Raw genomic sequence first — 24084 nt, forward strand, 5'->3', positions numbered from 1 at the left:
GGCCTAAGTAGCTCTCACTCGCCGGTGGCGAGGGAGAGCTACTTTTAGTTGTCAGCGCGGGCCGGAACTGGTTCTTCAGTGACCTTTAATTCTAACGGTTTAGCAACTTTCTCTGGCAACAGCGCGAACTCCAGCACATCGTCCACGCGGTCTACGTAATGGATGTTGAGCCCGGCAATGTAGTGAGCGGCAATCTCATTCACCTCTTTGCGGTTCTTGTTGCACAGAATCACGTCTTTTACTCCCGCACGTTTGGCCGCCAGAATCTTTTCTTTGATACCACCCACTGGCAATACCTTTCCGCGTAGTGTAATCTCACCGGTCATGGCCAGATGCGAGCGCACTTTGCGTTGCGTAAACACAGAGGCAATGGACGTGAAGATGGCAATACCGGCACTTGGCCCGTCCTTCGGCACGGCCCCTTCCGGGAAGTGGATGTGCAAGTCATACTGGTCAAACAGGCGGTAGTCAATGTCCAGCTCCTGGGCACGGGCGCGCAGGTAAGAAACGGCCGTCATGGCAGATTCCTTCATCACATCGCCTAGCTGTCCAGACAAGGTCAGCTTCCCTTTGCCGCGGCTCAATAGTGACTCAATGAACAGAATGTCGCCACCCACGCTGGTCCAGGCCAAGCCCGTCACAACGCCTGCGGTTTCATTGTCCTGGTACAGTTCTTTGTCGAAGATTTCTGGGCCTAGTATGCGCACTATGTCTTTGGCTTCCAGCTTGGCCGGCCACTCCTCTTCCATGGCTTTGGATTTGGCAATGTTTCGGACAACAGCCCCCAGTTTACGTTCCAGATTCCTTACACCAGATTCACGGGTATAGTCTTCTATTACCTTCTGGATGGCTCCGGTGGAGAAAGCCACGTCTTTGGCTTGTAGGCCGTGGTCTTCTTTGAGCTTTGACAGCAAGTGGCGCTTGGCAATTTCAACCTTCTCTTCAATGGTATAGCCGGTCACCTCAATAATCTCCATGCGGTCACGCAGGGCTGGGTGAATGGTATCCAATGAGTTAGCCGTAGCAATGAACAAGACTTTAGAAAGGTCATACTCCACTTCCAGGTAATTGTCCACGAAGGTATGGTTCTGCTCTGGGTCCAACACCTCCAGCAAGGCAGAAGACGGGTCGCCTCTGAAGTCAGAATTAATCTTATCCACCTCGTCCAGAATCATGACCGGGTTAGAAGACTCAACTTTCTTAATCTGACTGATGATACGGCCCGGCATAGCGCCCACGTAGGTTTTGCGGTGCCCGCGAATCTCGGCTTCGTCGCGAACGCCGCCTAAGGCAATGCGCACGTATTTACGGCCCAAAGCTTTGGCTACAGAGCGTCCCAACGAAGTTTTCCCCACGCCCGGAGGTCCGTACAAGCAAAGGATAGGCGCCTTCATATCGTTCTTCAGCTTCAAGACGGCCAAATACTCCAAGATGCGCTCTTTCACTTTCTCCAAGCCGTAATGGTCAGCGTCCAGAATTTTCTTGGTGCGCTTCAGGTTGAAGTTATCCTTGGTGTTTTCGTTCCAAGGCAGGTCCAGCAAGAACTCGCAGTAGTTCAAGGAGATAGGATACTCAGCGGCCTGCGGGTTCAGGCGGCCTAGTTTGTCTATCTCTTTGTTGAAGTGCTTGGCCACGGTTTCGGGCCATTTCTTTTTGGCGGCACGCAGACGCATCTTCTCCACTTCCTGCTCGGGGCCGTCCATGCCCAGCTCGTCCTGCAAGACTTTGATTTGCTGACGCAGGAAATAGTCGCGCTGTTGCTCATCAATGTCCAGGTGCACCTTGCTGTGGATTTCCTGCTTAATTTCCAGCATCTGGATTTCACGCATCATCAACTGCAACAAGGTAGTGCCGCGCTCTACGCCGTCGTTAATCTCTAACAACTTCTGCTTCTGGGCTACCTCCACGTTGATGTTAGAGGACAGGAAATGCGTCAAGAAGCTTGGGCTGTCAATGTTGTCCAGAGCCACCTGGGCTTCCTGCGGAATTTCAGGGTTGAGCTTCAGAATCTTGGCGGCCGCCTCTTGCAGGGAGCGTACCAGGGCCTTCACTTCTTTGCTGGTTTTGTTGGGGAACACCTCTGGGCAATAGGACACTTTGGCCGTCAAAAACGGGTCTTCTTGCGTGACTTCTTCTACGGTAAAGCGGCTCTGCCCCTGAATGATGATGGTGGTGTTCCCGTCTGGCAGGACCAGCATTTTCAGGATTTTGGCCATGGTGCCCACGGTGTACAAATCTTCGCCGCCCGGCTCTTCAGCAGACATGTTCTTCTGGGCCACTACGCCCACAATCTTATCGCCGCGATAGGCTTTGCGCACCAGTTTCACAGACTTCTTTCTGGTCACGGTGATGGGTAGAACCACGCCCGGAAAAAGCACGGTGTTGCGAACCGGCAAAAGCGGCAGGGTATCTGGTTTATTCTTCTCAGAACCTTCTCCGTCTTCCAGATCAGTGGTGATAATGGAGATGATGTCTCCATTGCCATCGTCTGCCAAGTCGGCAAGCATGAGTTGGTGTAACAGCGTATCTTGGGTATTATTCATAAAAGCGACCTCATTGAATGCCATAATGACAGCATTCTGTGCGTAAACTGCACGGTTTTGGATGAAGATAGATATATGTCAAGTCCTATGCCAATGTAGGCCGTAAAACTTCTATATTTCCTGAGAGAACCCGGCAGAAAAACTTACATTTGATATGTAATTAAGAATAGTATTCCCCCGGCAGCTATTTTACTATGCCACTACTTCGACTCCTTTGCCTTTCCTTGCTGTTTGCAGCCTACAGTTTTGCCGCTGTGGGCCAGACGAAATCGCCCTTGCGTATTCGGCAGAAAGCTGTTTCTGATTCTCTTAGGGACCGTACCCCAGAGGCCGAGCTGGTCTTAGAATTCCCGAACCTCAACAAGGTGGCCTTCTACCAAAACTCCTCTAAGCTCAACGCCATTCTAAAGCTGGAGAAAAAACAGAACTGGGCCAAAGTCCTACCATTGCTGGAGGACTACGTGGGCAACTTCGGGATTGACAACTTCTACCGTGACACCAAACTGCTTTGGCGCCTGGGCCAGCTGTATGAGAAACTGGGCCAGCGCGAAAAAGCCATCGCCTATTACCGTCTGGTCCTTAAACACCACCGCACGGACATTAAGCGCGTGCAATTGTACTATGACTCTCTGGAGCAGAAAAAGCAGGATTTGTACGTACCGCTTAAGCAGTATTATGAGATTGTAGAGTACCGCAAAAGTGTGGCCACCTACAAGCCCCCGCGCGGCGTGTACACTAATATGGGCGATGCCATCAACTCCAAGGCAGAAGACTACGGCCCTGCCGTGCACGCGGATAGTTCTTTGTTTATTTACACCTCGCGCCGCAAGGCCACCAAATCCACCGGCACCGACGAGGACCTGTATTTCTCTAAAAACGAGAACGGCTACTGGCATGAGGGGCAGTCCTTTGGCAAGCCCATCAACAGCATTTACAACGAAGGTTCTGCCTGCCTCAGCCGCGATGGCAAGACGCTGTACTTTGCCCGCTGCGAAAGCCCTGATGGTTACGGCAACTGTGACTTGTATTCTGCCAATAAACTTACCGACGGCTCCTGGGGGCAAATTAAGAACCTGGGGACTAGCGTGAACAGCAAGGCTTGGGATTCGCAGCCCACGCTTTCACCGCAGGAAGACACGCTCTACTTTGCCTCAGATAGACTGGGTGGCTTTGGTTTGTCAGATATTTATTACACGGTGAAACAGAAGAACGGCGATTGGTCCAATGCCAAGAACCTGGGACCGGTGGTGAACACCCGCGAGAGTGAGGTGAGTCCGTATTTCCATCCCTTGTACCAGGTGCTGTACTTCAGCTCACGGGGGCAGTTGCTCAACTTCGGGGATTTTGACATCTACAAGACTTACCGCGTGAACGGCCACTGGCAGGAGCCGCGCAACGTGGGTCCGCTGGTGAACGGCAAGGGAAGCGAGTACTACTTCACCATTGACGCTGAATCCAAAAACCTATATTACGCCCGCTCAGAGGAGACCAATCTCAAGAACCTGGACCTTTTCTCCTTCCCGCTGCCCATGGAGGCGCACCCGCTGGCCGTAACCAAACTCTCCGGCGTCCTCACAGACTCCATTACCAACAAACCGCTCAACGGCATCATTTCCATCATTGACATGGACAATGGCGTGGAAGTGGCCTCCAAATACCTGCGCGACGACGGTTCTTTTGACTTTGACCTCATTGACAACAGCCGCTACATGATGCTCATCCAGAGCCCCGATTTCTTCTCCATTGAAAAAGAGGTGGACCTGAAAAGCGACACCGTCATGAAAATCATGACCACGCTCATTGACTACAGCATTCCGCTTATTTTCAAGAACCTGGAGTTTGACGAAGGCAAAGCCGACATCAAAAAAGACATGGAATCCAGCCTGGACCGCATTGTGCTGTTCATGGTGGATCATCCAGACATTAACCTGAGCATAGAAGGCCACACCGATGCTTCCGGAGACCCAGACGCCAACCTGGAACTCTCTAACTGGCGCGCCATCTCCATCAAGAAGTACATAGTGGACAAAGGCAAGCTGGATGAAAACCGAATCCACGCCGTGGGCAAAGGAAGCTCTGAACCCATTAAAGAAGAGTTTACCCTAGAAGACCGCGCCGTGAACCGACGAGTGGAGTTCAAGCTCATTAAACCGGGTTCAGGGACTTCTGAGGGAAAGAATGACGGCGGAGGCGGTTGGGAATAACCAAGCCATCTCTTGCCACAAATCTTCCGTTTTTGGCCTGTTTTCTAGGAATTAGCCCAAAAACGGAAGGTTTGTGGCAAGAGGAGTAAAACAAAAGAACATGGAAAGGCTTTTACACGCAAAGCACTGGCAAATCTTTCTTATTACCATTTTCGCTCAACTTATAGGGAATGTCACACTGGAGCAATACCCCATGGTAGACCTGCTCCTCTCGTTATCAGGAGTTCTGCTTTATTTCTCCTACCCAATGGTCATCGGGTACCTGTTACAGGGGTTCTTATCTCCTAAAGTCCAATTAAGGTCCACCTACTTTCTTGTAAACTGCTTTGTTTGGTTTGGGGTCTATGTAATAACCATGGTTCTTTCTGAAGGGAAGAGCGTCCATTATAGTGGTCTGAAAGCGTTGCCTGGCTTTTACGTCTTCTTTGCCTTTCTCTACTCCACAAACATTTTTCCAGCCAAAACCATCAAGTCCATAGAGCTTTCAAAAGAAGCCAGGTTTGGAGACTACTTCTTCTATTCTTTTCTAATCCTCTTTCTGCCCTTCGGAATTTGGATTCTACAACCTAGAATCAACAGAATAGCGGCTGGGCAATTGACTGAGCCTGCATCTTTCAACTAATCTTTCTATAAATACAAACCTCCCGTTTTTGGCTTGTTTTACAGAAAACAGGCCAAAAACGGGAGTTTGTGTTTACGCTACTTCTGTCTAGTTCTTCTTCGGCAAACCAGGAATCTGAATAGCCGGCGTACGGTCTTCTGGCCTAGGAGCGTCTTTTCTAAGCTTTTTGCCGCCCACGTTCACAATTAAGCCAATGCTCATCACAGAGTTGCCGGCGGTCATAAAATCACGGTTTTTGAGGCCGAAGTTACTGCCGCTGGTATACTGCAATTGGATGTTGGGCGTCAGGTGCAAACGGGTATAGAAGACAGGCTCAAAGAAGATGTTGTCCTCGGTGGGCTGCTTCACATCGTTCCGGAAGAACTCAGACATGCTCACCCGACTAATGCGCAAAGCGGTTCCGTAATTCAAGGTATGCTCGTTGCCAAAAAGCGTCAACACGCGCTTCTTTCTGGAAGAGTAATTGACCTGCAAAAACATCTTATTGAACTTAACCTCCTGCCGGTCATAGGTCATCATACCTTCGGGGGTGGACTCTTTGTAGGTACGGTCGCTGCTGCCGCGGCCCAGGCCGGCGTAGACTTCCAGAATGCGGTTTTGGTTGGGGCCAAACGTAGTGAAGTAGCCGCCGCCCGCCTCCAGCAGGTTATGCCGAAAGTCTTTTTTGCGGGAATCATTGTTCATCATGGCTCCGCTTACCAACACACCCACATGGTCTGTAACCGCATAGGCTGAGTTGAAACTGGCATTGCCTTTTAAAGTAATGTGAGCGCTGGTACTCAATTCGCCTCGTGAAGTGAGCATGGGGGTGTTGGGCACGTTCGGCATGTACACGCTGGAACAGCCGGTGGCGGCAGTGCCCATAAGAAGGACAATAATGCGGAGTAAGCTTTTTCTCATAAACTGCTAAATTCTATCCCTGTTTCTATTTCACGTGTAGTGTTGAGATGCCTGAAAGCCTCCACTTTATCAGGCATGCTTGGATTCTAATTTTCTAAAAGAACTGGCTCCTTCCCCTAGGAGTTTACCCATCTGCCCTAGTCAAGAGAAGAGGAAGTCAACCTACAAGGAAACCTCATGCTGGGTGTCTCCAACGCGGCTAAGCACCGACTTCTTCCTGGCGCCCACCTGCAGGTTGAGGATGTTGGTCTGGTCATCAAAGAGCTCCATCAAAAGATCATTCTGTACAAACAGGTTTTGCCCTGGTGCCTTGCCGGCGGGTATCTCAATGTAGAGCCAGATGGCGTCTGCCTCTTCCTGGGCGCCTACAAACTTCTGAGTTGGCCGTGCGCCTTTTCCGGCAGAAATGGTAAAATGCGCTTGCAGGTACTCGGCAATGAGTTTGTTCACGCGCTCAGACTTGTCCAACCGGATGCTGGTCTTGTGGCGCTTGCTGAGGGCGTCTTCCAGGTCATCGGCGAAGAGCCTGATGGACAACTCATAGCTCTGCGTCTTGGGGTTGTAGCGCGCATCTGTGATGCTGGTATGGAAGTCATGCGCCCACGCTTGCACTGGCAACAGAAAACCGACCAGTAATGCAAAATATAAAGCCTTTCTAATATTCATGTTCTCTTTTAAACAGGAAGAGACGCAAGTTTATTGCGTCTCTTCTGGCTCAACAAATTAGGTACACTCCAAAAAAGAAGTCTTCCCTCTTGTGTCTTTTGATTTGAATCTAAATGCTATTTGAACAGCAACTTAAAGAAGTCATTGAAAATGGCGAAGGCCATCAAACCCAGCAGCAACACCATGCCCACCTTCTGCGCGTTCTCCAGGAACTTGTCTGACGGCTTACGGCCCGAGATGATCTCATACGTCAGGAACATCACGTGACCGCCGTCCAGCGCCGGAATGGGCAAGAAGTTCATAAACGCCAGCACCATGGACAACATGGCCGTGATGGTCCAGAAGTTGATCCAGGAGAAGGTACCGCCAAAAATCTGGGCAATGCCAATTGGGCCGCTCAAGGCTTTGGAGGCAGAAACCTCGGCTCTGAAGATCTTCCCGAAGCCTTTGATGTTGGTTATGATCACCGAGAAGGCTTTCTCAGCTCCCAGCGGAATGGACTCCAGGAACCCGTAGTGGTGGGTAGCACGGGGCAATAGCAGTTCTGGGAAGAAACCAAGGGTGCCGTCTTCGTACACGGTTGGGTTCAAAGTCATAGGCTTGCCGGCTCTCTCAATCTGCAAAGGAACCGTCTTGGCCTTGTAGTGACTCAAGGCCGCCTGAAACTCATGGAAAAACTGGATAGGCTGGTTGCCAATCTTCACAATCTTGTCACCGGCCTTCAACCCGGCTTTGTCTGCGGCACTGCCAGATTTCACGCTGCCAATCACAAACGGCTCCCGCGGCAAGATAAAGCCAATCTTGTCGTTGTCGGCGAGTTTGTCCATCAAATCTGCCGGCACGGGAACGGTCATGCGCTGGCCGTCACGCTCTACGGTGTAAGAACCGTTTCTATCCAAGAGCACCTCTGGGCTGTACACATCCTGGAACTCCACCAAAGGTTTTCCGTTGATGCCCACCACTTTGTCACCGTCCTTGAGGCCAATCTGTTGACCAATCTCATTGGTGACAATGCCGTATTTCACGTCTTCGGCCAGCAGGTAACGATCCCCGTAGTACCAGGTGAGGCCCGCGTAAATGACAATACCGGTGATTACGTTGAAGATGATACCACCCATCATGACAATCAGTCGCTGCCAGGCCGGCTTGGCTCTGAACTCCCAAGGCTGAGGCTCGGCATTGAGCATGGCCGTGTCCAGAGACTCATCCACCATGCCGGAGATTTTCACGAAGCCGCCCAGCGGAATCATGCCAATCATATACTCGGTCTCACCCACTTGCTTGCTTACTAATTTAGGCGGGAACCCGATGGCGTATTTCTCCACGCGCATGCCAAACCACTTGGCGGTGAGCATGTGACCCAGTTCATGTATTCCTACTAAGATGGTCAGCCCCAGAATTAACTGGCCGGCCATTACTAAAGCATCCATTTGTTATGGTTATAAGGTTTTACGGCCCACAAGCGTAGTCTCTGGGCCGCGGTATTTGTCTCTTCTATTTTGTCTGCGCGAAAAGGGCACCGGCTAGGCGTGTACTCTTTCCTGCGCTAAACGACGGGCTTCCTGGTCTGTCTGGATGTAATCCTCCAAAGAAGGACTGGCAATATACGCAACTTTGGCGAGACAGTCAGAAATGAGGTCAGACATCTCTAGAAAGCCTATCTCCTCGCGCAAAAATGCGGCTACGGCCACCTCATTGGCAGCATTGAGCACGCACGGCGCGTTGCCACCCTTCTCCATGGCCGCAAACGCCAAGCCCAGGTTTTGGAAGGTCTCCAAATCCGGTTTCTCAAAGGTGAGTTGCGGATAATCCATGAAGTTGAACCGTGGGTAATTGGATTTCAAGCGGTTAGGGTAGCCCAGCGCGTATTGAATGGGCAGTTTCATGTCGGGCAAGCCCATCTGTGCCTTTAAAGAGCCGTCCTCAAACTGAACGAGCGAGTGCACAATAGATTGCGGATGCACGATGACTTCTATCTGATTATTCTGCAAGCCAAACAGCCACTTCGCCTCAATCACCTCTAAACCCTTATTCATAAGCGAGGCCGAATCAATGGTAATCTTGGCGCCCATCTCCCAGTTAGGGTGCTTCAAGGCCTGTGCTCTGGTCACAGTTTCTAAGAACGTGCGGTCCTTTCCCCTGAACGGGCCACCCGAGGCAGTGAGGATGATTTTCTCAATGGGGTTATGGAATTCGCCAGTGAGGCACTGAAAGATGGCGCTATGCTCAGAATCAACGGGATAGATGTTCACCGCTTTCTCCTTGGCCAGATCCGTAATCAACTGCCCCGCCACCACCAGCGTCTCTTTGTTGGCCAGCGCAATGGTCTTGCCCGCCTCAATGGCTTTGATGGTAGGCAACAGCCCCGCATAGCCCACCATGGCCGTCAAGACAATGTCCACGGTGTCCATCTGCACCACAGAACTCACCGAATTCAAACCAGCGTACACCTTAATTGGGTGCGAAGCCAAGGCGTCCCGCACTTTTTCGTACAAGTCTTCCTGCGTGATGACCACCGCGTTGGGCTGTACCGCAATGGCTTGAGTGATGAGCAGGTCTGCGTTGGAGTGGGCGGTGAGCACCTCCACCTCAAACGCCTCTGCCTGCGCTTGAATCACTTCCAGGGCCTGGGTGCCTATGGAGCCGGTTGAGCCAAGAATGGCTACTCGTTTCTTCATGTAAAAAAGTAAAAGCCGTTTTTGGGCTGCTTTTGCGAAATTAGGCTAAAAACGCAAGTTACCTATTATCTATTTATCACTTTAAACCCGAGCAGACTGCTTTTTTGCAGTTATCCTAGCAACCGCACTCACCCACAAAAGGCACGCTTTGGGAAGCCCCAGTCTTTAGATCCTTAACCATCAAAGTACCTTTCTTGGAGGCCACCTCGTCGCCGGTTTGTTGGCTATCCTGAATAGTCACGGTCACTTCATAATGGCCTTTTGAGTCTTTGTAAGGCGAATTCAAGGTGGATGGGTTTCCTTTTGCTGCACCTACCAAGGAGATTCTGGAACCATTGATGGATACCAAAGCCTTTTGCTGGTAGTCATTGAAGTAGATGAATTTCTCTTGTTTCAATTCCTCCTGATTTCTGGCGAAGTAGCAGGCACAGCCTCTAAAATCGTCCAGGTACCCATTGATAACATCCACTTCCACGGAAGGTTTTTGGGGCTCCAGGCTGGTGATGACTTTCTCCTGTTCTGGTTCTTGTGGCCTGTTACTAGTACCAGCCTTTTCACGCACGGGCTCAAAAATTGAATCGATCGGCATTTCCTGGTCAGCCTGGTTGGTGGTAGCAATAGCTTCCTGACCCGATCTATCCTCATGGCAACCTACCAACACAGTAACGCAAAGGCCTAAAACAAGGGATTGAAGGTATCGCATAATCGTTTATAAATTGGTCTTAGACCGCATACGGGCGTTTTTACGAAAAGCTTCTTTTCCTAGCTTAGCTCCCATCACTTTTTTGGATAGGTACCATACTGCATTACAAATTGGCCAGCAACCCATCTGCCAGCGTCCGGTCGTTGCTCAGGCGCGGCACCTTGTTCTGGCCGCCCAGCTTGCCTTGCTGTTTCATGTACTCCTGAAATGCGTTGGGGGCCAAGGCTGTCACCTTCAAAGTGCTGAGAATATTACCGGCAATGAGGTCATCGTAATACGCATTACGCTTGCGCAGATGCACGTCTAACGCCTTGGCAAACTGCTCTGGCTCCTGCGGAGCTTGCGCGAAGGCAATCAGCCACTCATGATACGATGCCCCGGCATCTGGACTCACGTACGGAGCGACGGTAAACTCGGTGACGGCCACCTCCGGAAACTCTTTCATGGCATCCTGTAAGGCACCTTCCACCTCTTCGGCAATGACGTGCTCGCCAAACGCTGAGATGAAATGTTTTAAACGGCCACTGACTACCAATTTATGTGGAAACAGGGACGTGAACTTAACCGTGTCGCCAATGGAGTAGCCCCAAAGACCGGCGTTGCTGTTGATGATGAGTGCGTAGTTGACATCGGTCTTCACTTCGGCCACGGTCAGGCGCGTGGGATTTGGGTTATGGAATTCCTCCACGGGCACAAACTCGAAGAAAATGCCACTGTCAGCCATCAAAAGCAAACCCGGGTCTTCCTGCAGGTTCTGGTAGGCGAAGAAGCCCTCAGAAGCTGGAAACGTCTCTATAGAATCTACCTTGCGGCCGATGCTCTCATACAGCTTGGCACGATACGGCGCGAAGTTCACGCCGCCGTACACAAACAGGTTAAAGTCTGGAAACACGTCCTTTATCTGCTTGCCCGTGCGCGCCATGATCTTATCAAAGTACATCTGCACCCACGGCGGAATACCCGAGATGAGCGTCATGCGCTGGTCTATGGTTTCATTGATGATGGCGTCCAGCTTGGTTTCCCAGTCGTCTATGCAATTTGTTTTATAGCTAGGCAACTGGTCGCGGCGCAGGTAGCCCGGCACGTGGTGGTTGATAATGCCCGATAACCTGCCGGTATTAATGCCGCTCACTTTCTCCAGCTCGGGACTGCCGCTCAAGAAAATCAATTTGCCATCCAGAAACTGCGACCGGCCCGTCTCATGAATGTAGCTGAGCAAGGCGCTTTTGCCGCCGCTCACGTGATTGGGCATGGAATCTTGGGTGATTGGAATGTACTTGGTGCCCGAGGTAGTGCCAGAGGTTTTGGCAAAGTACAGCGGCTGGCCCGGCCAAAGCACGTTCTTCTCCCCTTCCTTGACGCGGTCAAAGTAGGGTTTGAGCGCTTCATAATCGCCCACGGGCACGGCCTGCGCAAACTCCTGGTGGTTCTGTATGTCTTTGAAATGATGGTCTTTTCCGAAGGCAGTGTTCGCGCCTTTCTGCAAAAGATTCTGTAGGATTTTCTGCTGAGCTTCTGCCGGATTCTGCATCCAGGATTGTTGACGGCTGTGGGCCAGAGCCGCCAGTGGTTTACTCAAGAAAGCCTTTACGCCCATAGGTAGGTGGTTGGTAAGTTGGTAAAGATAAGAATCTAGGGCTTGTATCCAGAAAAGAGATGCCCACTAATTTACATCGCCATGGCTAAAATTGCTCCTGCCGGGTTCTTTTTAATGCACCTTCCGCTTTTTGCCAGTTTCCTAGAAAAGAAGCCAAAAACGGCATCAATACTCTATTTCTTCCTTCGCCAGAAATGCCCTTTTCTTTTAACCAGATGCCTTTGCTCTGGCTTGCCTAGTTTTTTTAAAACAGGAAAACTTCTAACTTAAACAGCGCAAACAAGTACACATCAACACATTTAACCATCTACAACTATGGCAAACAATACTGGAAAAGCCGTCTGGAACGGCGGCCTGAAAGAAGGCAAGGGAACAGTCTCTACGCAAAGCGGTGCTTTGGATGCGCGCTATTCCTTCGGGTCTAGGTTTGAGGACGACGTGACGGGCACCAACCCAGAAGAACTGATTGGTGCCGCGCATGCAGGCTGTTATTCAATGTTCTTGTCTGCCCTGTTAGAAGGTGCTGGCAAAACTGCCACTTCTGTGACCACTGAGGCCAAAGTCACACTGGGCAAAGACGACACCGGTCCGTTCATCAGTAAGATTGCATTGACGTGTGAGGCAGAAGTGCCGGGCTTGACCAATGAAGAATTGCAGGAGTTTGCCCAAAAAGCCAAAGACGGCTGCCCTATCTCCAGAGCCTTGGGCGCTGTCAAGGAAATAACCCTTCAGGCGAGCTTGAAAAACGCGTAGAAGACTTCAGAAGTCCCATTCAAGGTAGTATAGAAAAATTAGTATCTTTGCTCAATAGACGTTTTGCATGAGATCATTGGCTAGAGTAGGGTTGCGCCCGTCGCGCGATCATAAGATTTCCTTCGGGGTACAGTTATCATTGGTACTGCTGTGGATTGTGTACAGTTTGTTTCTGCTCTTCACAGAACCGGAGAACGGCACCAATGACCGCCACTTCATCCATTACATTTTCCTGGCGCTGGCGGCCGGCTACCTGATTTTCATTCTGGCGCAGAATACGTCCCTGTTTGGCTCTCAGTCGTATCTGGAGATTACGCCGGCCTACGTGGTGGAGAAACGCGGTCACTTCAAGAAAAAGGTAGCTATTCACCTGCAAGACGTCACCGGCATCACGTTCAACAACACCACGGCCCGTTTTGACATGCGCGACAATACCCGCTGCCAACTGGACCTAAAACTGGTGCGTAGCCGCAAAAGCCTGAAACTGGTGAAGGAGAAAATCAAAGAAGTAGCCGATAAGCACGCGATTCCGGTCACTGATAATTCTAACAATAGACGATAACATCAACCGTTCTCGGGCTATTTTCCCGGAAACAGCGTAAAAACAGAATCGGCCACTCTACCCAGGGTGGCCGATTCTGTTTTTAAGGGAATTTGCGTTTTTGGCCTGATTTCAGGAAATCAGGCTAAAAACGGATAATTAGAGTGGGAAATGATTATGGCGCAAGCGTCCGCTTGTGTCCGCACGCCTGCCAAATCATCGATGCGTGCGAGACAAGGCAATGTCATCGGTTCTATAATCAACAACGCATTCCGTCCCCCTTCGGAGGCCCGGGAGGACGACTCTAAAAGATAAGCGGCAAATGCGCACTGGTTTCGCGGTGCCCGCTAGGGTAGTCTGGAGACTACCCTCCATCCTCAGTCACGAGTCAGGAGACTCGCGCCAGATAAAGCCCCTCTCCACGGGGAAGGGGTTGGGGCCATTTTTAGGTTGTTTTCTGGAAATCAGGCCAAAAACGGCTTAGTTTAAATTAGGCTGAGGCGTCATGCGCAGGTACGGCTTGAGCACGGTGTGGCCTTTCGGGAATTTCTCCTCTACCTGCTCCTGCGGCACCGATGGCAGAATCACGCAGTCCTGGCCGTTTTCCCAGTTGGCTGGCGTGGCCACGCTGTGGTTGGCAGTCAGTTGCAGGGAGTCTATTACCCTGATTATCTCGGCGAAGTTTCTTCCTGTAGACGCCGGATAGGTCAAGGTCAGTTTAATCTTCTTGTCTGGCCCAATCACGAACACAGAGCGCACAGTGGCGGTATCGCTGGCGTTGGGGTGAATCATGTCATACAAATCGGCTACCTTCTTCTCTGGGTCGGCAATGATAGGGAAGTTGACGTTGGTGTTCTGCGTCTCATTGATGTCCTGAATCCAGCCGTGGTGCGAGTCTACGGGGTCTACGCTGATGGCGGCTACCTTCACGTTGCGCTGGTCAAATTGGTCTTTGATGCGGGCTACGGCACCCAGTTCTGTGGTACAAACCGGCGTGTAATCTCTTGGGTGCGAAAACAAAACGGCCCAACCGTCGCCAATCCATTCATGGAAAGAAAGCGGGCCTAATGAGGTGTCTGCGGTGAAATCTGGGGCGATGTCGCCTAAACGTAATGCCATGTGGTTGTGGGTTAAGGATGAAAAATATTAACACTTTACTAGCCTTCCCTCCCAACTACACAACCAAACTCTTCTTCAGGGGAAATCATTAACATCTAATCCCTATAGATGTAGTAGACAAATAGAATAAATAAAAAGGAGAAGTCCTAGGCCTCAGCCTCTACTAAGGTTCTTACCTTGGTTAAATCTGTGAGAAAGGTGGTGTCCAGAATAGCGCAAGTAGCGTCTCTTACCTGTTTCATGAGGATTCTAATCTCACAGGTGGTCTCGTCCACGCACTCTTCGCACTTGCGGTAATAGAGATGGCTCACGCAATGCACCGGCGCCAAAGGGCCGTCAATCATGCGGATGACGTTGCCGACTGAGATTTGGGAAGGGTCTTTGACCAAGGTGTAGCCGCCGTTCTTGCCGCGCGTGCTCTGCACCACCTGCTGTACTTTCAGATCCACCAGAATGGCTTCTAAGAATTTACGGGGAATGCGCTCGCCTTCGGCAATCTCAGAGATGAGCACCAATGGTTTTTCTGAGTTCTTGGCAAGGTAGAGTAGCGCCTTGAGGGCGTACTTGGCTTTCTTGGAAATCATACCAGATAGGGAAGCTTAGCCGGCTTTGACCTTGAATTTCTTCTGCAACTCTTGGATAGAAGCTTTGAATTTCTTGTCGGTGTCAATGAGGTCAGACACGGTCTGCACCGAGTGAATCACGGTAGAGTGGTCACGTCCGCCAAAATGATAGCCAATAGACTTAAGCGAGTGGCTGGTGTATTCTTTGGCGAAGTACATGGCTACCTGACGGGCCGTTACAATCTCTTTCTTGCGTGTTTTGGCTTTCAGAGACTCCAGGGTTACGTCAAAGTACTCGGCCACCGTCTTCTGGATGAAGTCCAGGTTCACCTCGGTCTCCACATCTTCAATGATGTGCTTGAGTGCGGCTTTGGCCAGTTCCAGGTCAATTTCCTTGCGGTTCAAAGACGACTGGGCAATTAAAGAAATGAGCACACCTTCCAGTTCACGCACGTTGGTATCTACGCTGTAGGCCAGGTACTCAATCACATTGTCTGGAATATGAATACCGTCTGACTGCATCTTTTTGTAGATGATGGCCATGCGGGTCTCAAAGTCCGGGCTCTGCAAATCTGCCGTCAAACCCCACTTGAAACGGGACAACAGACGCTCCTCCAAGCCTTTCAGGTCACGCGGTGGACAGTCTGAGGTCATCACAATCTGCTTGCCAGACTGGTGCAGGTGGTTGAAGATATGGAAGAACATTTCCTGCGTCTTTTCTTTCCCGCTCAGAAACTGCACATCGTCAATAATGAGAATATCTACCAACAGATAGAAGTTGGCGAAGTCTTGTACGCTGTTGGTCTTTAAGGATTCAATGAACTGGTTCACGAACTTCTCTGAAGACACGTACAACACAAACTTGTCTGGGTTGTTGCTCTTGATGTGGTTACCAATGGCCTGCACCAAATGCGTCTTGCCCAGTCCCACGCCACCATACACCATCAATGGGTTGAAGGACGTTGTACCCGGCTTGTTGGCCACAGCATAGCCCGCAGAACGCGCTAAGCGGTTGCAGTCACCCTCAATGTAATTGTCAAAGGTATAGCTCTGGTTGAGTTGCGAGTTGAAGAAGTGCCGGTCAATGGCTTTGCTCTCAAACGGGTTCTTTAAGAAAGAACGCTCTGGACTGTATGAATTCACTACCGCAGAAGGCACCTTCTTGGTAGGGATGTTCACCGTTTGTGGTTTGCTGTGGTCGTTGCCCTGGTCTACAATGATAGAGTACTCCAAGCGGCCCTCAGAACCCAACTCCTGAAACACCACTTTCTTAAGAAGGCCCACATAGTGCTCCTCCAGCCACTCATAGAAGAATTGGCTAGGGACTTGAATAGTCAATACGTTACCGGTCAAAGACAAAGGCACAATCGGCTCGAACCACGTTTTGTAGCTCTGCTCTCCTATGCTGTCCTTGATAACCTGTAAACAGTTATGCCAGACGGTTGTACAGTCTTTTACCATTAACATCGCTTCTTCCAATCCCGCGTTTATTTGAGTGATGATTTTTTCAGAGGGCTACAAAAATGAAAAAAAACTCTTGAACAAAAAACTTGAACCTTACGAAATATTGACACTATGATTCAAGGGCAGAACCGAGGCCGTAGACCCTGTTTTTACTTTCTTCTTTCTGTCAAAGGTGAAGTCTATGCGCCCCAGGTTGATACCCGACCAGCCTACTTGGTTCACTAAAGTGGTATGCCTATCTGAATGTACCACTTTTTCTGGTTCATCCAAGAACGTATGCGTGTGCCCGCCAATAATCAAGTCAATGCCACTCACCTGCTTAGCCAGTTTGAGGTCGTCAATTTTAGCGCTCTCATATTTAAAGCCCAGGTGGCTCAGGCAAATTATCAAGTCCACCTTCTCCTGCTCACGCAAGGTTTTGACCATGCTCTGGGCCGTAGCCACTGGGTCTAAGTATTTGGTACCGCCAAAGTTTTTGTCTGCTACCAATCCGGCCAGTTCAATGCCCAAGCCGAAGACACCTACGCGTACGCCTTCTTTAACAAAGACCTTATAAGGCTTGAAGTCACTCTTCAAAGGGGTGTCAGTGAAGTCATAGTTGGCGGTCAGGAACGGAAAACCGGCGTGAGGCAATTGCTTTTGCAATCCTTCCAGCCCATTGTCAAAGTCGTGGTTGCCCAGGGTTGCCGCATCATACCCCATCTGGGTCATCAACTTGAACTCCAGCTCGCCCCCGAAGAAGTTGAAATACGGAGTTCCCTGCCAGATGTCACCGGCGTCCAACAATAGCACGTTGGGTTCCTGCTGTCTAATCTGCTTGACCAAAGTAGCTCTGCGCGCCATGCCGCCCATGCCTCCGTTCTTGCGTCCGTCATTCGGGAACGGGTCAATGCGCGAGTGCATGTCATTGGTGTGCAGAATAGTCAACTTGATAGGCGAAGCCGCTGCATTGGCTAGGCTCGGCAGACCCAACACCGCCAAACCCGCGGTACCTACCACGGTGCTCTTTATAAATTCACGACGTTTCATGTTTTCAAATTTGGAGATTTGAAGATGTGGAAATTTGGAGATGGATATGATTCAATTTTCAAATCTTCTCATCTTCAAATTTTCAAATCTTAATTAATCACTTTCACTCTTCCGTCCTTGGCGCCGGTTACGGGCTTGCCTTGGGCAGTGAGCTGTTTTACTTCCTGCATGATGGCATCACGGGCCAGCAGGCTGGCTTTTTCAGATTGGAGCGCGTCTTTCAAGAAGCCCATGTTGTCGCCGCCGTTGGCCAGGTAGTCAGAGATGGCCAGCGTATAGGTTTTATCAGGGTCAAAGGGCTTGCCGCCAATCATGATGTTCAAGGGCTTGCCATTCTGTACCGTAAATGTGGCGTTAGACACTGACAAGATTTTGCGGGCCGCGGCAAAGTCAAACATCTCCTGCACGGTTTTGCCAGACAGGGTCAGGACCATCATCTCGTTTTCAAAGGGCATCAACTCAAAGATGTCGCCCACGGTCACGGGGCCCTGGTCAATGGGGTTGCGCAGGGCTCCGCTGGTGATGGCGCCCATGTCAATGGGTTTGCCATAGGCGACCATGGTCTGGGTGCGTGTCAAATCGGCTACAAAATTACCCAACGTAGATTCAAGGCCGTCCTTCTCCAAAGCCTTGGGGGCCTGCCCAATCACTTCGTTCATGGTCTTATCCACGCGCTCGCGGTACGGGGCAATGGTGGTCTCTGCCTTGGGATCTGTTGCCACCTGGGTATTCACCGGAATGTCTGTGTTTTGCCCAAGCTGGGCCGAGGGGCTTAAAGGCTTCTGACAGCCTGTAAAGGCCAGCGAAAGGCCTAGGGCCAACGCCCCCCATGTATGTGGTATCCGTTTAATTGAAAGCATGCGGTTGAGGTTTTACCAAAGATACGGCCCTTGCCGCTATAAACCCAAAGAACTCTCCCGCTCCCGCCTAAAGTAGGTCCTGAGCACTTGCACCCATTTTATAAAGTCACTGGATAATTTTTATAGGTAAGTCATTGACAATTAAGATGTTTTTACGTACACTTGTCTAACCCTTTCTGGTTATTGGAGAACTAATTCACTGCCCATCTAACCACATGCTACGTTTACTTTTAATGCTGTTCCGTCAGGTAAGACGATGGGCGCCCGGCTTGTTCCGGAGCATAGCAAGCGTGTGCACTTACCGTCCGGTGTTGGGCCAATGGCGAGCCCGGGCTAAAAAAGTTTTGCGTTTTGTGCTTCGTTCTATAAGCGCATCCAAACACCTGCCTTTCTCCTTATGGCAAAGACAGGAATGCAGATTTTTGAAGCACGCAAAGCGCTCAGTATCACAGGCGGTGCACCTTTCGCTTTACCTGTTGCACCACCGCATTCTCACCTAGCATTCTCCCCCGTCCTACCGCTTACTTCCTCTCTCCGTTCTATCCAGCCGCAACCATTTGGGCAATGGATGGTTATCTGACAGCGTTCTCATTTTATCAAAAGCCATTTAATTTCCTCCACATTCTACCTATCATGAGCACTTCTTACTTACAGTACAGCAAGTTGATTCTATTAAAAGTTAGTTTTGATGTCACCCTTTTTGAAAAAGAACTCCGAAAGTGCCTTCGTCAGTTGATGACCCACGAGATCCGGGAACTCAGACACTGGTGCCGGGCCACCTTCCCCAAAAACTTCCGCCGTATCATGTCCCGTTGTTTCAGGTACTTCAACTGGAAGAAGAAATCAATGAACAGTGACTAATGGATAATGACCAGGGACCAGTGATTAATGATTGATCACCAATGGTTAGGGCTTCACTGGTTTATAAATCATTTACCCCAATAACAAACTCCGTTTTTGGCCTAGTTTCTAGAAAACAGGCCAAAAACGGAGTTTGCCTTTTTAGACTTTTCTATTCACGCTACTTCTTTTTCTGCCTTCTGCTTTACAAATTAGCCCATTTCCATATTTTCCATTAGTCATTATTCATTAATCACTATTAAGTATCTTGCACCTTCCGCAAACGGACTTTACCCATGGAAAACAAGCTCCCTTTACATACAGATTATCCTTTGGCCAACCAGGTTATGTTGGTGAGACCCGCTGGCTTCGGCTATAACCCAGAGACGGCTGCTACCAACGCGTTTCAGCAGGAATTAGGCGAGAACACGCCCGAGCAAGTACAGCAGAAGGCCCTGGATGAGTTTAACCAGTTTCTGCTCAACCTGTGGGCCAACCGCATTGATGCCATAGTGCTGGAAGACACGCCTGAGCCTCGCACCCCCGACGCTATTTTTCCTAACAACTGGATTTCCTTTCATGAAGGCGGCAAAGTGGTCTTGTACCCCATGATGGCCACCGCCCGAAGACAGGAACGTCATCCAGATATTCTGAAGCAGTTGCAGGAAGAGCACAACCTGCCCTTCACCGAAGTGATTGATCTTACCTATTTTGAGGAGCAAGGCAAGTTTCTGGAAGGCACCGGCAGTTTGGTCCTGGACCGGAAAAACAAGATTGCCTTTGCCTGTATTTCTGAGCGCACCCACCCCGAGGTGGTGGAAGCCTTCTGCGAAAAGCTAGGCTACCGCGCCATTCTGTTCCATGCCACCGACGAGCAGGGACTGCCCATTTACCACACCAACGTCATCATGAGCATAGGCGCAGACTTCGCGCTGATTTGCCTGGAGTCCATCCAAAGCGAAGAAGAGCAGGGCGAAATTCTGGAAGCATTGGTAGACGCCGGCAAAGACATCATTGACCTGAGTTTAAAGCAAATCAGGAAGATGGCTGGCAACATGCTCCAGGTCCGTAACCGCGTGGGCGAGCCGGTTTTGGTCATGTCTGAAAAAGCCTACAAAGCCCTTCGCAAAGACCAGTTTGAAGAACTCAAAAAACTCACCAAGATGATGCGCTCAGACCTTCGCACCATTGAAGCCCACGGCGGCGGAAGCGCCCGTTGCATGCTGGCGGAGATTTTTTAATTGTTAATTGCTGATTGTCGATTGTTCAACATAAAAGATGCCGTAGGGGCAATCCCTTGTGGTTGCCCTAATACGTTTGCCATCGCCAAAGGGCAACCACAAGGGATTGCCCTACTTTATGATCCCGTTTTTGGGCTGTTTTCATGAAAACAGCCCAAAAACGGGTTTCTTAATATTGATAATTAAAACTCCACTTTCAGCAAGCAGAGACTAAATATTAATCACAAATTATTAAGAATACTAAATACAAGAGATAGCAAAGTCCTCATGCAAATAATAACCACTAAGGAGAAAAATGCGGCACTAGCGCTTCTTACACTATCTATCCTACCTCAGTTGTTTTTATTTTTTCAAGTTCTTTCCGGGCAATTCGCCTTCAGTATTATACCAGGCTGGCACACCCCAATTTTTCCGCCATTCTTTATTTTTTACTTATCAGCACCTACAATAGCGCTCGGCATTATTGCCACTTATATCTTATTTAAGCTTCTTTATTTAGGTATCAGGATTTCATTAAAAAAATAGATAGCTGCCATAGCTTACCCAATCGTATTCATCCTTAGAAAGTAAAAAAGTTCTTATTACGCACTTCCATGTGGCAGAAACTGAAACAATGGGCGAAGCAACTCAAAGCAGACATTCAGGCGCTAGCTTTAGCGGTGCAGGATGCGCGGGTGCCGTGGTATGCTAAGGTGATGGCCGGTATTACGGTGGCCTACGCCCTCAGCCCCATTGACCTCATCCCCGACTTCATTCCCATCTTAGGCTATCTGGACGACTTGCTCCTTCTGCCCATTGGCATCTGGCTGAGCATCAAGCTCATTCCGCCGGCGCTGTTCCAAGAGTTTCAGGAGCAGGTGGCCTTGACCGGAAAACAGAAATTACCTCAAAGTAAAACCGCCGCTGTCTTGATTATTCTTCTTTGGTTAGTAGTTCTTTGGTGGGCCGGTGGATTAGCGTGGCACTGGTACCAAAACCGTTAGAGGTTGAGAATGGCCTGCTTTAATCTGTCTGCGTCTGCGGTGGCGTTGCCGCCAATGGTGTTGTTGAAAAAAGCCCAGACCGTTTTTCCGTCCATCAGCCAATCCTGCGCCATATAGGCAAACCGCTCCATCTCCTCGGCTGGGTAGGCGCCGCGGTACAGTTGCTCATGGCCGTGCAGGCGCATGTAAACCGTATTGGTAGTTGAGGTGGCCAGGGCTGGCCAGCGTTTTCCAGCACTAATCACTACCAATGAAACCTCAAATTCCTCCAACAGTTCCAGTACTTCCTCGGTATGCCAGGACGCGTGCCGAACCTCCAAGGCAAACACCGTGTTTGGGTACAGCTCCCGTAGGAGGGTGAAAAAGTGTTTGGCAATGAGTTCGTTGTAATGGAAGCTTCCGGGTAGTTGCACCAGCACGGGCCCCAGGCGGTCGCCCATCACCAGAAAGCGGTCCATCCATTTGCGAAGCGGCTCTTCCACGTTTTGTAGGCGGTTTTCATGGGTGATGGAGCGGTGCAGCTTGGGCGCAAACTTGAAATGCGCGGGCGTAGTGTCCAGCCATTTTTGGATGGTCTTCTCCATGGTGAAATGGTAGAAACTGCTGTTCACCTCGGTGCAGTTAAAGTGCTCGGCGTAAAACGGAAGCATGTCCGCAGATTTCAAATCCTCTGGGTAAAAGATGCCGCGCCAGGCGTAGCTCCAGCCCGAGGTGCCTATGTAGAGTTGGTTCGGTTCAAGGTCCATGCCCCATACAGACGCAGAAACTATTATAGAGTTCTTGCGTTTTTGGCCTATTTCTCAGAAAACAGGCTAAAACCGAATAGCGGATTTCAGGCTGAAGCCGTAGAAGTATATGGGCAAAAAACTATCTTTACCCCATAATACAGCATCTCTTTATGATGAATACCTCCGCTTCTGATTCCCTTTTCCCCGAGTTCACCGGCCCTTCGCCCGCGCAGTGGGAAGAAAAAATCAGCAAAGACTTAAAAGGCATTGACCCTCAAGAACTGCATTGGCAGAGCTATGAAGGCATTGACGTGGCGCCTTTCTATACCAAAGAAAACCTGCCGCAAGGACTCCAATACCAAACCCAGCCCGGCGAATTCCCTTTTTTGCGCTCCCCTAAAACGGGCACCAACACATGGTTGAACCTACAGGCCATCCGGGTGACCGGCAAAGGCCATGACGCCGTGGACAAAGCCGCCGATGCCCTCACCCGCGGCGCCGATGGCATCCATTTCATCATTGAGAATGGGATTGACTTTGACGTGGACTACCTGATGCGGCACATTGCGCTGGCAGAGGTGCCCGTATCCTATACCGTCTCTACAGAAGCCGCTAACTTCCTGCACCATCTGGTGACGGGGCTGTACCGCAAAGGCCTTTCCTTGAACCAACTGACTGGCTTTTTAAAGTGCGCGCCTATCCTTTCTTCGGAGAGCTACAAGGCGCTGGACATGGAGCACGTGAAACACCTGCTGGAGCAAACCCTGGATGCGCCTAACTTCTACGCCCTTACCATCAACGGTTCGCATTTCAGTAACAAAGGCGCCACGCTGGTGCAGGAGATTGCCATTTCTCTGGCCATTGCGGTGTGCTACACCAACGGCCTGACGAATGAGATTCTGCCGGTAGAGCGCTTGTTCAGAGACATGCAGTTTCATTTGTCTGTGGGCACCAATTACTTTTTTGAGATTGCCAAGTTTAGAGCCGTTAGGTTGCTTTGGTCTAAAGTGGTAGAAGCCTACAAAGCTCCGCTAGAGTCGGCGGCGCATCTGCGCATCCATGCCTCCACCTCGCGCTGGCACCAAGCCACGCTGGACCCGCACACCAACCTGTTGCGCCATACCACTGAGCTGATGAGCGCCATCATGGGCGGCGTTGATTCTGTAGAAGTGGAGCCGTTCGACAGCACCTATAAAGAACCGAATGCCTTTAGTGAGCGCATTGCCCGCAATATTTCCATTATCTTAAAGGAAGAGGCGTACCTGCACCAGGCAATTGACCCGGCCGCTGGTTCCTATTATATAGAGTACCTCACCCAAGAGATTGCCGAAAAAGCCTGGGCGCTGTTCCAGGAAATTGAGGGCTTGGGCGGTTTCATGGCGGCCTCCAACTCGGGCTTCATCCAGGATTTAATTAAAGACGCCAGCAACGAGAAGTTCAAGAACATTGCCAGCGGCAAAGAGGTTATTCTGGGCACCAACAAATATCCCAATACCAACGAAAAGCACGACTACAACCCCGAGGCGTTAATGCAAAGCCGGGACTTCGACAATACCCGCGCCGCTTACCCATATGAGGTCATGCGCCTGGCCACCGAAATGCACCTGCGTAAGAAACAGCGCCGTCCATTGGCAGTGGTGGTACACATGGGCACCGCCATTCAAGAGCACATTCATGCCTCCTTCGCGCGCGAGTTCTTCACCTGCTCTGGCTTTACCACGCAGGTAGTGAAGGCAGATACGGTTCAAGAGGCCTTAACTTCTGTCAAATCCTTGGACGCGCAGGTGATTGTGATGGCCACGCCAGAAAAGGCTTTCTCAGACTTCGCAGATGAGTTTGCCCGCGGCATGCGTGCCCAGCACAAACAAGGCCCAGCCTTGATTCTGGCAGATGATCCCATGCACCTGAAAGATGAACTGCGCGCCAACGGTTTTGACGAATTCCTCTTCCAAGGCTGTGACACCAAAGAAATCATCACCCGCATTCAGGAACGCCTAGGCGCGTAAACAGAGTCGCGAGTTTTGAGTCTTGAGTCGCGAGCCATGGATTT

The 24084-nt window shown here is 50.4% G+C and carries 20 protein-coding genes; 7 read left to right on the plus strand and 13 right to left on the minus strand.

What is annotated here, in order from left to right; translation table 11 throughout:
• Positions 1–44 precede the first annotated feature (44 nt).
• On the minus strand, positions 45–2543 hold the full coding sequence (gene lon / locus GU926_RS07250) for an endopeptidase La (protein ID WP_160690460.1): 2499 nt from the start codon (positions 2541–2543) through the stop codon (positions 45–47).
• Positions 2544–2737: 194 nt separating this feature from the next.
• On the opposite strand from lon, the gene GU926_RS07255 reads away from it, so the two are divergent.
• Together GU926_RS07255 and GU926_RS07260 are read left to right on the plus strand one after the other, a co-directional pair.
• Positions 2738–4747: an OmpA family protein gene (locus GU926_RS07255; protein ID WP_160690462.1), complete on the plus strand. Its 2010-nt coding sequence runs from the start codon at positions 2738–2740 to the stop codon at positions 4745–4747.
• Between the two features lie 193 nt (positions 4748–4940).
• A complete protein-coding gene (locus GU926_RS07260) occupies positions 4941–5369 on the plus strand; it encodes a hypothetical protein (RefSeq protein WP_160690464.1) in 429 nt (142 codons plus the stop codon).
• Between the two features lie 87 nt (positions 5370–5456).
• Here the strand turns inward: GU926_RS07260 and GU926_RS07265 are convergent, their stop codons facing one another.
• The 6 genes from GU926_RS07265 to GU926_RS07290 form a co-directional block, all read right to left on the minus strand.
• Positions 5457–6269 (minus strand): hypothetical protein, encoded by an 813-nt coding sequence (locus GU926_RS07265; protein WP_198001470.1) that lies wholly within the window; start codon positions 6267–6269, stop codon positions 5457–5459.
• Positions 6270–6431: 162 nt separating this feature from the next.
• A complete protein-coding gene (locus GU926_RS07270; RefSeq protein WP_160690466.1) occupies positions 6432–6935 on the minus strand; it encodes a DUF6702 family protein in 504 nt (167 codons plus the stop codon).
• 116 nt (positions 6936–7051) lie between these two features.
• Positions 7052–8365 carry an RIP metalloprotease RseP gene (gene rseP / locus GU926_RS07275; protein ID WP_160690468.1) on the minus strand — a complete coding sequence of 438 codons (1314 nt, stop codon included), beginning with the start codon at positions 8363–8365 and terminating at the stop codon, positions 7052–7054.
• A 93-nt stretch (positions 8366–8458) separates the two neighbouring features.
• On the minus strand, positions 8459–9613 hold the full coding sequence (locus tag GU926_RS07280) for a 1-deoxy-D-xylulose-5-phosphate reductoisomerase (protein ID WP_160690470.1): 1155 nt from the start codon (positions 9611–9613) through the stop codon (positions 8459–8461).
• Between the two features lie 115 nt (positions 9614–9728).
• The gene (locus GU926_RS07285; RefSeq protein WP_160690472.1) at positions 9729–10316 is read right to left on the minus strand and encodes a hypothetical protein; all 588 of its coding nucleotides are present in this window, start codon (positions 10314–10316) and stop codon (positions 9729–9731) included.
• A 103-nt stretch (positions 10317–10419) separates the two neighbouring features.
• Entirely contained in the window at positions 10420–11913 is a 1494-nt protein-coding gene (locus GU926_RS07290; RefSeq protein WP_160690474.1) for a GH3 auxin-responsive promoter family protein, read from the minus strand.
• Between the two features lie 315 nt (positions 11914–12228).
• Between GU926_RS07290 and GU926_RS07295 the strand changes: the two genes are divergently transcribed.
• Both GU926_RS07295 and GU926_RS07300 read left to right on the plus strand, forming a co-directional pair.
• A complete protein-coding gene (locus tag GU926_RS07295; protein ID WP_160690476.1) occupies positions 12229–12666 on the plus strand; it encodes an OsmC family protein in 438 nt (145 codons plus the stop codon).
• Positions 12667–12733: 67 nt separating this feature from the next.
• On the plus strand, positions 12734–13228 hold the full coding sequence (locus tag GU926_RS07300) for a hypothetical protein (RefSeq protein WP_160690478.1): 495 nt from the start codon (positions 12734–12736) through the stop codon (positions 13226–13228).
• Between the two features lie 459 nt (positions 13229–13687).
• On the opposite strand, the gene GU926_RS07305 is transcribed toward GU926_RS07300, so the two are convergent.
• The 5 genes from GU926_RS07305 to GU926_RS07325 form a co-directional block, all read right to left on the minus strand.
• On the minus strand, positions 13688–14326 hold the full coding sequence (locus GU926_RS07305) for a peroxiredoxin (RefSeq protein WP_160690480.1): 639 nt from the start codon (positions 14324–14326) through the stop codon (positions 13688–13690).
• A gap of 146 nt (positions 14327–14472) precedes the next feature.
• The gene (locus GU926_RS07310; RefSeq protein WP_066505203.1) at positions 14473–14910 is read right to left on the minus strand and encodes an RrF2 family transcriptional regulator; all 438 of its coding nucleotides are present in this window, start codon (positions 14908–14910) and stop codon (positions 14473–14475) included.
• Positions 14911–14925: 15 nt separating this feature from the next.
• Positions 14926–16350, minus strand: coding sequence for a chromosomal replication initiator protein DnaA (dnaA, locus tag GU926_RS07315; RefSeq protein ID WP_160690482.1), 1425 nt, complete (start codon positions 16348–16350; stop codon positions 14926–14928).
• 96 nt (positions 16351–16446) lie between these two features.
• Positions 16447–17382 carry a bifunctional metallophosphatase/5'-nucleotidase gene (locus GU926_RS07320; protein ID WP_160690484.1) on the minus strand — a complete coding sequence of 312 codons (936 nt, stop codon included), beginning with the start codon at positions 17380–17382 and terminating at the stop codon, positions 16447–16449.
• 89 nt (positions 17383–17471) lie between these two features.
• Positions 17472–18242: a 5'-nucleotidase C-terminal domain-containing protein gene (locus GU926_RS07325; RefSeq protein WP_160690486.1), complete on the minus strand. Its 771-nt coding sequence runs from the start codon at positions 18240–18242 to the stop codon at positions 17472–17474.
• Between the two features lie 1136 nt (positions 18243–19378).
• On the opposite strand from GU926_RS07325, the gene ctlX reads away from it, so the two are divergent.
• Both ctlX and GU926_RS07335 read left to right on the plus strand, forming a co-directional pair.
• A complete protein-coding gene (ctlX, locus tag GU926_RS07330) occupies positions 19379–20323 on the plus strand; it encodes a citrulline utilization hydrolase CtlX (protein WP_198001471.1) in 945 nt (314 codons plus the stop codon).
• A gap of 593 nt (positions 20324–20916) precedes the next feature.
• Complete coding sequence (locus tag GU926_RS07335; RefSeq protein ID WP_160690488.1) at positions 20917–21306, plus strand: YkvA family protein; 390 nt, start codon at positions 20917–20919, stop codon at positions 21304–21306.
• On the opposite strand, the gene GU926_RS07340 is transcribed toward GU926_RS07335, so the two are convergent.
• Positions 21303–22052: a DUF72 domain-containing protein gene (locus GU926_RS07340; RefSeq protein ID WP_160690490.1), complete on the minus strand. Its 750-nt coding sequence runs from the start codon at positions 22050–22052 to the stop codon at positions 21303–21305. The genes GU926_RS07335 and GU926_RS07340 overlap by 4 nt on opposite strands.
• Before the next feature lie 152 nt (positions 22053–22204).
• Here GU926_RS07340 and GU926_RS07345 point away from each other — a divergent pair, with 152 nt between their 5' ends.
• Positions 22205–24040 (plus strand): methylmalonyl-CoA mutase family protein, encoded by a 1836-nt coding sequence (locus GU926_RS07345; RefSeq protein ID WP_232058462.1) that lies wholly within the window; start codon positions 22205–22207, stop codon positions 24038–24040.
• Positions 24041–24084 lie beyond the last annotated feature (44 nt).

The organism is Nibribacter ruber (assembly GCF_009913235.1).
GTDB classification, from domain to species: Bacteria; Bacteroidota; Bacteroidia; order Cytophagales; family Hymenobacteraceae; genus Nibribacter; species Nibribacter ruber.